This window comes from Hungatella sp. SL.1.14 (assembly GCF_024460495.1).
Taxonomy (GTDB): Bacteria; Bacillota; Clostridia; order Lachnospirales; family Lachnospiraceae; genus Hungatella; species Hungatella hathewayi.
On record NZ_JANFYJ010000024.1, the window covers coordinates 78,512 to 91,629 of the forward strand.

General features: G+C 51.0%; 7 protein-coding genes. 1 reads left to right on the forward strand and 6 read right to left on the reverse strand.

Features of this window, described 5'->3' with window-relative positions:
- Window positions 1-84 precede the first annotated feature (84 nt).
- The 4 genes from NE473_RS22805 to NE473_RS22820 are packed head-to-tail and all read right to left on the reverse strand — an operon-like array spanning window position 85 to window position 4,073.
- On the reverse strand, window positions 85-990 hold the full coding sequence (locus tag NE473_RS22805; protein ID WP_006772281.1) for a selenium metabolism-associated LysR family transcriptional regulator: 906 nt from the start codon (window positions 988-990) through the stop codon (window positions 85-87).
- Window positions 991-1,018: 28 nt separating this feature from the next.
- Window positions 1,019-2,152: an aminotransferase class V-fold PLP-dependent enzyme gene (locus NE473_RS22810; RefSeq protein WP_055651248.1), complete on the reverse strand. Its 1,134-nt coding sequence runs from the start codon at window positions 2,150-2,152 to the stop codon at window positions 1,019-1,021.
- Between the two features lie 4 nt (window positions 2,153-2,156).
- Window positions 2,157-3,203, reverse strand: coding sequence for a selenide, water dikinase SelD (gene selD / locus NE473_RS22815; protein ID WP_055651249.1), 1,047 nt, complete (start codon window positions 3,201-3,203; stop codon window positions 2,157-2,159).
- Between the two features lie 27 nt (window positions 3,204-3,230).
- Window positions 3,231-4,073: a hypothetical protein gene (locus NE473_RS22820; protein WP_055651250.1), complete on the reverse strand. Its 843-nt coding sequence runs from the start codon at window positions 4,071-4,073 to the stop codon at window positions 3,231-3,233.
- Between the two features lie 214 nt (window positions 4,074-4,287).
- Between NE473_RS22820 and NE473_RS22825 the strand changes: the two genes are divergently transcribed.
- Entirely contained in the window at window positions 4,288-5,757 is a 1,470-nt protein-coding gene (locus NE473_RS22825) for an ATP-binding protein (RefSeq protein WP_022032901.1), read from the forward strand.
- 89 nt (window positions 5,758-5,846) lie between these two features.
- On the opposite strand, the gene addA is transcribed toward NE473_RS22825, so the two are convergent.
- Both addA and NE473_RS22835 read right to left on the reverse strand, forming a co-directional pair.
- The gene (gene addA, locus NE473_RS22830) at window positions 5,847-9,581 is read right to left on the reverse strand and encodes a helicase-exonuclease AddAB subunit AddA (protein ID WP_055651251.1); all 3,735 of its coding nucleotides are present in this window, start codon (window positions 9,579-9,581) and stop codon (window positions 5,847-5,849) included.
- Entirely contained in the window at window positions 9,571-13,068 is a 3,498-nt protein-coding gene (locus NE473_RS22835; RefSeq protein ID WP_055651252.1) for a PD-(D/E)XK nuclease family protein, read from the reverse strand. Before NE473_RS22835 ends, addA begins: the two co-directional genes overlap by 11 nt.
- Window positions 13,069-13,118: the final 50 nt, after the last annotated feature.

The window sequence follows — 13,118 nt, forward strand, 5'->3', positions numbered from 1 at the left end:
TAAATGGAAAAATTTATGAATTCAGTGTAGCAAAGAAAGGGACACCTGTCTAATTGATAATCGCATTATACTTATAGCTTTCATCTATAAGTAAGCATACAGTTCCCTCACAAACTGTATGAACAGCCTGGCGGCTTTACCTGGCTTATTGCTCTTGCTCCAGACCATGTAAAGTTTCCGGTAAATGTCGCCCTCCGCCAGCGGAAAACGTAGAAGCTGGCCGGAAGCCACATAGTCTTCCACCGCTGCGCTGGAGATCATGGCGATTCCCATGGCGGTGCTGACTGACTTTTTGATGGTCTCCTGATTGCTGATGGTCGCCACTACATTCATGCGCCTCAAGTCCACGCCGTGCTCCTTTAAATACCGTTCCGTTTCCTTCCGCGTCCCGGACCCTTCCTCCCGGATAATCCATTTTTCCTCATAGAAGCGTTCTATCGGAAAGCCGGTCTTCTCGTATTCCCGGTATGCCTCTGCATTGGGCGTGATCACCACGAGGCGGTCATAGTAAAACGGTTCAAATACGCAGGTCGGATCCTCCAGACGTGTGCCGGTAAAGCCGATCTCCACCTTTCCATCCAGAACCATGCGGACGACCTCCAGGCTGTCCGCCTCCATCAGTTCCAGCTGGTTCCCCGGATACGTCCTGGAAAACAGAGAGAGGATCTGAGGAAGAATATACTGCCCCGGAACAGTGGAAGCGCCCACCGTAATCTTTTGAATTCCCGGCGTATCCGCTCTCGTAAAATCGCGGAGAATATTCTTTTCCAGCTGCAGCATCTTCCTGGCGTTGCCGTACAGCAGTTCTCCGGCCGGGGATAATTCCACGTCCTTCGTCGTCCGGATAAACAGCCTGGCGCCCAGCTCCTTTTCCAGCGAATGGATATGGGCGCTGACCGTGGGCTGGGTCAGATACAGTTTTTTAGCGGCCTGAGAAAAGCTTTTCACCTCTGCCACACAGACAAAGGCCTCCAGTTGTTTCAGATTCATAAGTATTTCCCCTGTCAAAAGCAGCCTGCTATTCCGCCGCAATCTCGCTCACCGCGCGGACAGCCTCATCGATCTCCGCTTCCGTATTAAAGTGGGACATGGAAAAACGGACGGCTCCGGTACTCTCCGTCCCCAGAGCCCGGTGCATCAGCGGAGCGCAGTGAGCGCCCGCCCGGGTGCAGATCTCATAGCGGTATGCCAGTTCATCCGCCACCTCGCCGGAATCGTAATCCCTGATATTCAGCGATACGATCGGAGCCCGCAGGCCGGAGAAATCACCGTATACGGTCACCCCTGGAATCGCTCTCACCCCGTCGTAAAACTGCCTCATAAGAGAAAGCTCTCTTTCCCGGATCTGATCCATGCCCGTTTCCCGGATGTAGCACAAGGCCGCATAAAGTCCTGCAATTCCATGACCATTTAGAGTTCCCGCCTCCAAAGCCGCCGGCATATCCGCCGGATGGGTCTTTGAGTAGCTGTGGACGCCGCTTCCGCCCACGATGAGAGGCCTCACGGCAATGCCCTCGCGCACACAGATTCCTCCCGTCCCCTGGGGTCCCAGAAGACCTTTGTGTCCGGTGAAGCAGAGAACATCTATCTTCATTTCTTCCATATTAATGTCGAACACGCCTGCGGTCTGAGAAGCATCCACGACATAAAGGAGTTTTTTTTCTCTGCAGAAGCGTCCAATCCACCCGATATCCACCATATTTCCGGTCAAATTAGAGGCATGGGTAGAGACGATCCCCTTTGTATTGGGTCTGAGCGCTTTTTCGAAATCCCCGTAACAGATACAGCCCTTTTGATCGGCAGGAAGAACCGTCAGTTCCATCCCTGCCTCTTCCAACGCATATAACGGCCGCAGAACAGAATTGTGCTCCAGCATTGTGGTGATTACGTGATCACCCGGTCCAAAGAGACCGAAGAGCGCCATATTCAGGCTTTCCGTGGAGTTGGACGTGAACGCCACTCTGGAGGGATCTCCCGCATGAAACAGCTCCGCCAGCAGTTCTCTGGCAGCATAAATCTGCCTGGAGGCATCCAAAGACGCGCCGTGGGCCCCTCTGCCGGAGTTACCCATATGGCGCATGGCCTCTAAGACCGCCTGGTATACCGCCTCCGGTTTTCGGTACGAGGTGGCCGCATTATCAAGATAGATCATACGCTCACCTCAGCTTCACAAATTTATCTTCCAGCTCTTTCACACATCCGATTACTGCAAATGCGGTCTCCAGACCGGCTTCCCGAAGCCCGGCCGCGATCTTTTCCCCATCCTCCGGTGTCACGCTGACTAAAAGTCCTCCGGATGTCTGTGGATCGCAGAAGATATCACACAGGAATTCCTCCGTGTCCCCAAAGTCCACCTTATGCTCAACGAACGCACGGTTTCTGTATGCTCCCGCCGGAATGAGCCCCATCTTTGCCAGATCCGGAGCCTCCTTTTGAATCGGCAGCTGCGACATATGGATTTCCAGTGTCACACCGCTGCCCTCAGCCATCTCGACACTGTGTCCGGCCAGACCGAATCCGGTCACGTCGGTACAGCTGTGTACGTCAAACTGCTCGATCACACGCTTGGCCGTCCTGTTTAAAGAGGTCATAACCCGGATCACCTCCTCCTTCGCCTCCGCGGAAGCCATATCAGCCTTCACCGCCGTATTCACGATGCCGGTTCCCAGCGGCTTCGTCAGAATCAGTACGTCTCCCGGTCTTGCACCGCAGTTTTTAAAAATCTTGTCCGGATGAACAAACCCCGTCACACTTAAGCCGTACTTTGGTTCATCATCCTGGACGGAATGTCCTCCTGCCAGGACAGCGCCCGCTTCCGCGACCTTCGAAGCGCCGCCCTCCAGTATCTTACCGAGAAATGCCGGATTGACGCAGTTGGGCCACGCCACAATGTTAAGCGCCACCTTCGGTTCTCCGCCCATGGCATAGATATCGCTCAATGCGTTGGCAGCCGCCACCTGGCCGAAGGTATAAGGGTCGTCCACCACCGGTGTGAAGAAATCCAGCGTCTGTATAAGCGCCAGCTCGTCATTCACCCGGTATACGGCTCCATCATCAGAGGTCTCGATTCCGACCATCAGGTTCGGATCATCGGCTTTTGGAAGGTTTTCCAGAACTCCTGCCAGAGTCCCCGGACCAATCTTTGCAGCACATCCTGCTGTCTTTGTCATTTGTGTCAGCCTTACTTCGTTGTCTGGTATCATGATTTCTCTGCTCCTTTATTCATAGATTTAAAGCCCCATACACCGCTTCGTTATCTCCGTGGTATCAATATATGGAATCGCTCCAAGAAAGTCGTCTGTCTTCACATGTTCATAGTATGCCCGGACAACCATGTTCACCACTTCCAGAGACACCACCTCCCGCTCTGCAGGTGTAAACTGTCCATAAGGCGTGGTAAGCTGAACCCTCCGGGTCTGCTGCTCTTTAGCCTTATCAATGACAGAGTAGGTATGAAAGTCGCCATCCGGCAGATTTACGCGCACCTCGCAGACGAATTGGTTGTTCACACCGTAAAACTGAAAGAAGCCGTCCTGGGATTCCAGAATCAGGAAATCCTCCCTGCCCGTTTCAATCATCGTAATGTAAGAAGCGATATCCCGGTATAACACATTTTCTATCACCTGACCGGAGGGCAGCTGCACGTTGATTGCCCGATGAACGTTTTTATCCGGGAACTTCCCGTCTGCAAGCAGAAAAGCCACATCGCAGAAGCTCTTTACATTGTCCTCCGGTCCATTTAAAATTCGCTTGTGAGCCTTTGTGACGGGAGAAATCTGAGCTTTCGCCTGATTTTTCAGAACCGGCATGTCGTCGTCTATGTACCAGGCAAATCCCTTTTCCTTCATCCCGAGGCGCAGCATGGTTTCACCCAGATAAATGCCATAGTGAACTGCCACATTCCACAGCGTATCTGCTCCATCCTTCCCGTCATACTCTGCAAGATGGTCATAATACGTTCCTAAGATTGACTCAACTTCCGCAATGCTTTTTTCTGAATAGTCAAGTGTAATATTGCTCTTTAACGCATGGGAAGCGGCCCTTTCCGCAATTTCATGATAGTTTATATCCATATCGCCCTCCTGCTAAATCGTTTGCTTTCAGATTGACGTCCTTCGTCCTTTATTTATAGATATTATCTATTATCATTGTATCACATAAAAATATTTTAGCAATGCTAAATAGTTTTTAGGTAGAAAATTGTATCGTATACAGTTGATATTTTACATAAAACAGGGTAAAATATAATCATGATTATAATAATCACGATTAGAAAGAAGGTTCAAAATGTTTATAGGACGCAAAATGGAATTATCTTTTTTAGAAGAAAAATATAAAAGTAAAGAAGGACAACTGATCGTTCTATACGGACGGCGCCGCGTTGGAAAAACCGAAACATTAAAAGAATTCTGTAAAGGGAAACCCCATATCTTTTATTCCTGCCGCGAATGTACAGACCGGCAGCAATTACTTTCTTATTCAGAAAAAGTATTAAAAGCAGGGATTCCGGCAGCACAATATATACACGAATTTCAGGACTGGGAATCGGCCATTACAAGCAGCTTAGAGCTCCCTGGAAACGGTAAAAAACTGCTTGTGATCGATGAGTTTCCCTATATGTGCAGAGCAAATGGGAGCATCCCCTCCATTCTTCAAAATCTGTGGGATTCATCTCTAAAAAATGCTGATATCATGATTATTCTATGTGGCAGTGCAATGAGTTTTATCGAAAAGGAGATACTGGCGGAAAAAAATCCCCTCTATGGACGTGCTACAGGTATCTACAAAATGACAGAAATGCCGTTTTCTGATGTTATAAAATTCTTTCCTGATTATCCGCCTGAGGACCAGATAACGGTCTACGCAATTTTAGGAGGAATTCCTCACTATTTAAAACAATTTGACCATCGTATCAGTGTGGAAGAGAATATCAGGAAAAATATATTAACAAAAGGATCCGTATTATACAGTGAAGTAGAATTTTTATTGCGGCAGGAACTCAGAGAAACTGCCGTTTATAATACTATTATTGAAGCCATTGCATTAGGAAACACCACTTTAAATGATATTTTCAACAAAACTCAAATCGAAAAATCAAAACTTGCTGTATACTTAAAAAATCTAATGGATCTCCAGATAGTCATACGGGAGTTCTCGGTTTCTGACAGTGTAAAGGAACGTGCAAAATCAAACAAAGGACTTTATCAGCTGACAGATAACTTCTTCCGTTTCTGGTATTCCTTCGTCTTCACTACGTACTCAGACTTAGAAGCCGGAGATACGGAAGGTGTAATGAAATATGTGGTAACCCCTCAATTACACGAATTCACGGCCTTCGTGTTCGAAAGCCTGTGCCGTGATTATATTCGCCTGCTGAACAGGCAGGAACAATTACCATACCGATACACAAAGATCGGCCGATGGTGGGGAAAAATCACAAAGCTTACAGATGGCGGAAATGGACATAAATCCCGCAGAACATATGAAACCGAAATTGATATTATGGCCGTGGATCATCAAAGCAAACACTATCTTCTCGGGGAATGCAAGTATAAAGCCTCTCCCTTCGATCTGAGAGATTATAAAACCCTGAAATCCAAATGGGAAAATACAGGAGATACCGAATGTTCCTTTTATCTTTTTTCCCAAAGCGGTTTTACGGAGCAGGTCCTTCAGCTCGAGGCAGAAGAAAAATTGGTTTGTATCAGTATGGATCAGATGGTATCCCGTTTTTCAAAGAGCAGTGAGTATAAGTAACCACTTTACTGCCCGCTGCAAAAAAACGTTGGAGCAAAAAAGGGCATTACTCTAATTTTATCTTTTAGAGAAATGCCCTAAACCATCCCTTACTCTATCACAATCTCCTCCTGCAGCGTCAGCGAATATATTATTTTCTCCAGCACCCGTTTCCCCGTCATCTGTTCCAGCGCCCGCTTATAGTACTCCAGCTGAATTCCATACCGCTCGGTCAGCAGCGATTCATGGCCTTTCACCACGTGATCAGTCTTATAGTCGATCAGAACGAGGCCGTCCCCCTCTTCCATGTACGCGTCAATGATTCCCTGGATCAGGACGAGTTCACCGGAATCGCAGACCTCCATCTCGCGGGCCGGAATTCCGATGACAAACTGCTGCTCCTTGTAAAGAAGACCTTTGGACTGTGCGGCACTCATGCGCCTGCCCAGAGGGGAACTTAAGAAGTTCCATATAATCCCTGCATCCAGAAGAGCCAGACTCTCTTCGTCCATGTATTTCTCTCTGTGAAATGTCTCCAGAGCCGTCTCCACATCGGCAAAAGTCTTGATGGCGGGGAATTCCAGCAGCTCCAGCGCCCGGTGATAGGCGGTACCGCGGAAGGCTCCTCCTCCCTGCTCCTTTTTCCCGTTCTCTTCCATCAGGAAAGCCGGAATCGTAGGCAGAAACGTACTCTCCTCCTCATCGACCATCTGTCCCTGCTTCTTAAGTTCTGATACGGAAAGCTTCGTATGAAGGCCGATGTCTGCGGTATGCGGATAATGGTAGGAAAATGCTGCGGAAATTCCTGCGGCATACGCTTCATCATAAATACGGCTGCAGTCGAAGTTCAGCAGTTCCTCCTTTGACAGCTTTTTCTCCGCCTGATGTTCGATTTCCACACCAACCAGGTCAGCCACAGAATATTCCCGCACGGTCATGAGGCCGGTTTCCACGCCTGCTTCCGACAGAAGGGCCGACTCCGACAGCTTACCGGAAAGACTCATAAGCAGCCAGTCCAGAAACGAATCCGCCGTGGACAGAATCGTAAACGGAATCTGGCCGGCTGTTCTCTTAATATCGGAGAATCGCTCCAGCTTTTTATCGAGATAACGGTCCGTTCCCGTCATAATCAGTTTTTCCTTTGCCCTGGTCATGGCCACGTACAGGACGCGCAGTTCTTCTCCCAGCGCTTCCAGCTCCAGGCGCCGCCGTAGGACGTTCTTCTTTAGCGTCGATGTCTTTACCCGCAGATCCAGATCCAGATAATCCGTAGCGATTCCCAGATCCGGATCAATCAGGATCTTACCGTACAAATCCTGCTTATTAAATTTCTTCCCCATACCAGTCAGAAATACGATCGGAAATTCCAGTCCTTTGCTCTTATGGATACTCAGGATGCGGACCGTATTCCCGTCTCCGGCCAGAGCGGCCTCTCCGAAATCCGTGTCGTATTTCTTTAACTTCTCGATATAGCGGATAAAATGAAACAGTCCCGAGTAGCTGGTCTTTTCATAGGCTGACGCCTTTTCCACCAGCATATCCAGGTTCGCCTGCCTTGCATCTCCGGCAGGCATGGCTGCGACATAATCGTAATATCCGGTATTCTCATAAATGACATACAAAAGCTCATGGATGGATAAGTATCCGGCCATACGCCGGTACTCCGCCAATTCATCGAAAAACAGCGCCAGCTTTCTGTACAGCTCTTCTTCCCGCTCTTCCTCCGGGCAGTTTTCCAGATAATACAGCCACGCCCCATAGATTCCCCTGTCCTGGCCCTTTTTCGCGGTTCTCTTGAAAACAGCCATGAGACGGGCCAGATCCTCGTCTGAGGCGCCCACCATGGGGGACTTAAGGACTGCTGCCAGCGGAATATCCTGCATCGGATTATCGATGACGCTTAAGAAGCACAGCACCGTTTCCACCTCGATCGCGGTAAAATAGCCTGTTCTCCGCTCCGCATAGGCCGGTATTCCCTCGTTCATTAAGATATTGACGAAATCTTCCGCAAATCCGCTTAAGCTGCGCAGAAGGATTACCATATCGCCGTAACAGGCGGTCCTGTAGCGCTTCTCCTTTTTATCCCATATCTTTAACCCGGTCTCAGGATTTACCAGTTCCTTCATTCGGCTGACGATGAGCCTGGCCTCCATCTCGCGGGATGTGTAATCTAAGGCATCACTTTCCGTTTCCAGCTGTTTGAGCTGGATCCCTCCTGTATTTACCAGGTGAAGCTCCAGTTTTCCTCCCACCGTCTCTTCCGTGGGCTCAAATACCGCTCCGGGATGGAGCGCCGCGTCTTCCGTATAGAGGATTCCGCCCAGACCCTTTGTCATAATCTGATAGAAAACCTCATTGATGCCGGAAAGGACGCTGTCCCGGCTCCGGAAATTCTGATGCAGCTCGATCGTCTGGTATAATCCTTCTTCCCTTGGATAAGACTCATACTTCTTTAAAAACAGTTCCGGCCTGGCCAGGCGGAATTTATAGATGCTCTGCTTGACGTCCCCCACCATAAACACGTTGGGGGTTCCGAACCGCTCCCTGGAGATGGCGTGAATCAGCGTCTCCTGCACGTCGTTGCTGTCCTGATACTCGTCCACCAGGATTTCTTCAAACTGGCGGCTCAATTCATCGGCCACCGCCGAGGGCCTTCGTCCGCTCGCATCCAGGGAATCATCCATAGAATCTCCCGCACATTCCTCTGACTCTCCGCCCGGCTTCTCCAGAAGCACCTCCAGCGCGTAATGCTCCAGATCCCCGAAATCCACCAGGTTCTTTTCCTGCTTCGCCGCCTGGTACCGGTCGTTAAATTCTCCGGCCAGCTTTAAGAGCATCCGCACCGCGCCCGCGGTTCCCCTCATATCGCGCACCACGGTTTCCATGGATTCAAAGCAGTACAAATCACGGAGCTTTCCGACCGCCTTCTTTACCCGGTCCCTGCAGCCCGTCACAAACGCCTTCTTGTCCACATCAATATCCTTACTCCGGATAGAGGCCAGACGGTCGAAGGCTGCGCAGCCTAACAGTTCGTTAAGACTGGCATAATCTTCCGCCTTTCCAATCTCCCGCAGCATGCGTAAATCTGATGTCAGCATGGGAATATAGGCCGCAGGGCCGTTTTCCTCTTCACAGACGGTAACCGCCTCCTCCAGCTGGACGCACAGCTCCCCGGTCTGCATTGCGACATCCCACATCAGAAAATGCATCCACTCCGTCTCCATGAGCCGTTCTTCCTCACAGTTCTCCAGCTCCGTTTCACAGGCCGTAAGCCATTCCTCCGGCCACGGATTACTGCCGGAAAAATTGTAGACGGCCATAATATGATCCTCGATGCCCCGGTCCGATTTGCCTGTGGCATACGTTTCCACAAACCGTGAAAATTCCTCGTCCCCGGCCTCGTAATAGTCCTCCAGCATCTGCTCCATCACGGAACCGCGGAGCAGAAGAAGTTCTCCCTCATCTCCCACGCGGAAGGCGGGATCGATATCCAGACGGTTATAGTGCTCCCTGATAATTCCCAGGCAGAAGCTGTCGATGGTGGTAATCCGCGCATACGGTATCATGGCTGCCTGCATCTGCAGATGGCTGTTTTCAGGGTCCTCCTTCAGTTTTTCATCGACGGCCAGAAGCACACGCTCCCTCATCTCGTCCGCCGCCGCCTTCGTAAAGGTCATGACGAGAAGCTGATCAATGTCCAGGGGGTTCTTCCCCTCTGTTATCATGCGGATGATCCGCTCCACTAAAACCGCCGTCTTTCCGCTGCCCGCCGCAGCGGAAACGAGAAGATTGCGGTTTCTGCTTTCAATAACCGCTTTCTGTTCTTTTGTCCAGTTAATTGCCATCCTGCTGCTCTCCTTCTATGACCGGCCATATTTCTTCTGATTTCAGTGGTTTGAATTTCCGGAAGCCAAAACCGGAAGTCTTTAAATCGAAACCGCACACCGCATGGTACGGACAGTAGTCGCAGGCCGTCTTATTTCCCTGCTTGTACGGATTCACCGCCACGACTCCGTCCAGTATTTCGCGTCCCTCAGTCTTCAGCTTCTCATTGACATATCGCTTTAAAGCAGAGAACCGTTTTCCGCCCGCTACAGACGATTTCGCCTCCTGAATCAGACCGTTCTTCATCGCCACCGGAATGACATCGGACTCCGTCTCAATTTCATGATCCAGATGGCTGATGACCTCCAGCTCGCTGTTTACCAGGCCGTTCATACGCAGTTCTTTTAAAATCCGCCTGTCGATGGCTTCCGGCGACATATCGCCTTCCCGCTCAATCACCGGGTCGTTGATATTATAATAGAATATACCGGCCGGAATCACCGTCTTGTCCGGATTGCGCCGTTCCTCCATCTCCAGGGCCGCATCCATATAGACCACCAGCTGAAGCTGCAGGCCATAATAAAGTGCGGTTAAGTCAAAGGAAGTCCCGCCGGATTTATAATCGATAATCTTTACATAGATGTGTTCCTCGTCCTCGCATAAGTCCATACGGTCGATACGCCCCTTCAAATGCAGGGCCTCCGCCTCTGAAAGACGGATTTTCATCGCCTTTAAGTTATCTGCGGCCGAGAAGGAAACCTCGAATCCTACCGGTGTGAAATCGCCTTTCTTCAGCTGTTCCGCCAGCGCCCATATGGTGCGGTCCGTGATTTTCTCCACCTTGCGGGCCAGCCAGGCGTTTCTGGCGGAGCTCTTCAATATCGTATTGCCGTATTCCTCCGTCACTTCGGTCACGACACCGTGCACCAGCGCCTTCCGCTCCTCTTCTCCGATGGTCTTCCAGTCCCCTCCCTGTTCCTTCATCCGCTTAAAGCAAAGATCGATGGAATCGTGAAACAGATTGCCGATATCCATGGCAGCCAGCTCATACTGCTGACGCTCCGCCAGTTCCAGACCGTAATTTAAAAAGTGGGCATAGGCACAGGACGCATACTGTTCCAGCCTCGTGACGCTGCCTCCCAGCACGGTACCGTACAGCGCCTTCGCCGCCATCTTACCGATTCCACGCTCCTCATAGGCATAAAACGCCGCATCCACCAGCTTCTCCACGCTCTCCCTCTGCTCCTCATTCATCATAAAATGGCGGAACAGTTCCAGAAACTCCGAATCCTCCCGGCTGATCCCGTAATTCCGGAGCCCGCGGGTCAGCCTTCCTCTGGCCTCTCTTATGGAAAACGGTATCCCCGCTGCTTCATCCGACGCGGCCACGGCAGTCAGCTGCGGAAACAGCTTTTTTAATTCTCCCAGCAAAATAGACGGCCGCAGGCTCTTCCCCGACGCATCCATGGCCGAATAAGAAAGGTAAAGCCGTTCCTCCGGCTTCGTCAGGGCGAGATACAGATAAAATCTCTGCCGGAAGCTCTCCACCCGCACGGTGGGAGCCAGCTCGATGTGATGGCTGCCTAAGAATTCCCGCTCCTTATCGGTAAACAGGCTGCTGTTTTCCTTCTTCTGCGGTACAATTCCGTCATTCACCCCGATAAAAAACAGAATCTTGATATGATCCAGACGCGTTCTGGTAATATCTCCAACCACGATCCGGTCTACAGCCGCCGGAATCAGGCCCACCTTGATTTCAGAAAATCCTGCGTCCAGAATCTCCGCATACTCCCTCCGGCTCACCTTCTCCTCCCCCAGAAGCCTGGCGAGACGATCCATCAAATCGACGACGAGGCCGTACACCTGACCGTATTCCTTAGAGAGTCCAAACTCTCCCTGTTCCTGAAATGCGGACTCTCTGGCCAGCATCTTTTCTTCCACTGAAAGCGCTTCCAGCAGACGCACCACAGCCTCGCTCATCGTGCGAACCGTTCTGTCCTCTTCCCGGAATGCTTCGATAAAGGCCGTGAGAGGCGCCATAATCTCTTCCCGGAGCTGGTTTAACTCTTCTAAATTCAAATCCCTGCCGCCGCGGTACCAGCCCTCCCAGGGGGTGTTCCAACGCTTATGTCCCCGGATTCCCATGGCGATCACGTAATTCTCCAGCCGGTCCAGCTTACGCTCATCCTCCGGCTTCACCACGAGGCCGGTTCTTAAGTAGCGGAACATGGTTTCGTATGAGAAATCCTTCTGAATCGTCTCCAGGGCCGCGCGCACCAGCTCGACCATGGGGTTTTTCAGAATACTCTTTTTGTCATCCAGAAAGTAAGGGATCTCCGACGCATCAAACTGATGAATCAGTTCTCCCGCAAAGCTTCCGATATCACCGGTGATCACCGCCATATCGCGGTACCGGTAACCCTCGCGCAGCATTTTTCCGATCTCACGGACCACACAGGAGATCTCCTCCGCCGGATTCACGGCCTGCACCAGGCGGATCTCCTCCGCTTTGCCGGAATACTCGCGGCCGCTGTAGCGGTAAAGATTCTGTTCCAGAAAATCGAGGGCGGAAGAAGCTGGAGAGACCGTCAGCGTCTCCTGACCCGCCTGCGCCTTCCGCTCCACCCGCGCCTCCTGCTCCGCCCGCCTCTTTGCTCCCCTGCGGTACCGGACGGCCGGATGCTCGTCGAGTACGATATCCGGTTCCCGCTTCACGTGATTCTGATGGGCCAGCGCGTTTAACTTATCAATCATCTCACAGCTCATGTAAAATAAATCCTGCACTCCTCTTTTTCCCCGCTCCGGCACGGCCGGATCGACGGTCACGGTCACCACCACCCGCCGGCTGTAACGGAGAAAAAGATCCAGCAGGCGGTACTGGACCGGTGTGAAGCCGGTATAGCCGTCCAGGGTGATCACGCTGTCCCTGATCAGCTTTGATTCCGGCAGATGCCTGCAAAGCACATCCAGAATCTCCTCCGTCGTAATATAGCGGTCCCTGATATACTCCTGAAACGCCTTGTATATCACGGAGATATCCTCCAGCTTCTGGCGAAGCATGGGGCTGGTCGTCTCGGGAATCTTCGCCTCCAGCATATCCGGCGTGATTCCATACTGGTAAAGCTCAGAAAGCATGGACTTTAACTGACCGATAAAGCCGTTCTGGTTCAAATGCGACTGATACAGCGGCAGCTCCTTCTGCTTTCCCCCCGTCACCTTTCTCAATATCATGGATTTCCCCATATCATCCAGAACGTCCGGATTTACGATGGCAAGCTCCTCGAAAACACGGTATGCCAGGCGCTGAAAGCTGACAATATCAATATTCATCACCCCGTGGTTCGGATGCAGCGTCACAATCTCCTTCTGCGTCTGCATGGTAAACTGCTCCGGGACAATGGCAAAATACTTTGTATCCGGATTCTCCATGGAATCCTTTATTAAATCAGTATACAGGCGGTGCGTCTTTCCGGAACCGGAACCGCCTAAAAGCAGCTGTATGGACATATCTCTTCTGATGCTCCTTCTCTGTCAAGTCTTTTCTCACTGTAAGGAAT

Coding starts and splice junctions, on each gene's coding strand:
- NE473_RS22805 (WP_006772281.1), bottom strand. CDS start 990: ATGAATCTGAAACAACTGGAGGCCTTTGTCTGTGTGGCAGAGGTGAAA.
- NE473_RS22810 (WP_055651248.1), bottom strand. CDS start 2,152: ATGATCTATCTTGATAATGCGGCCACCTCGTACCGAAAACCGGAGGCG.
- selD (WP_055651249.1), bottom strand. CDS start 3,203: ATGATACCAGACAACGAAGTAAGGCTGACACAAATGACAAAGACAGCA.
- NE473_RS22820 (WP_055651250.1), bottom strand. CDS start 4,073: ATGGATATAAACTATCATGAAATTGCGGAAAGGGCCGCTTCCCATGCG.
- NE473_RS22825 (WP_022032901.1), top strand. CDS start 4,288: ATGTTTATAGGACGCAAAATGGAATTATCTTTTTTAGAAGAAAAATAT.
- addA (WP_055651251.1), bottom strand. CDS start 9,581: ATGGCAATTAACTGGACAAAAGAACAGAAAGCGGTTATTGAAAGCAGA.
- NE473_RS22835 (WP_055651252.1), bottom strand. CDS start 13,068: ATGTCCATACAGCTGCTTTTAGGCGGTTCCGGTTCCGGAAAGACGCAC.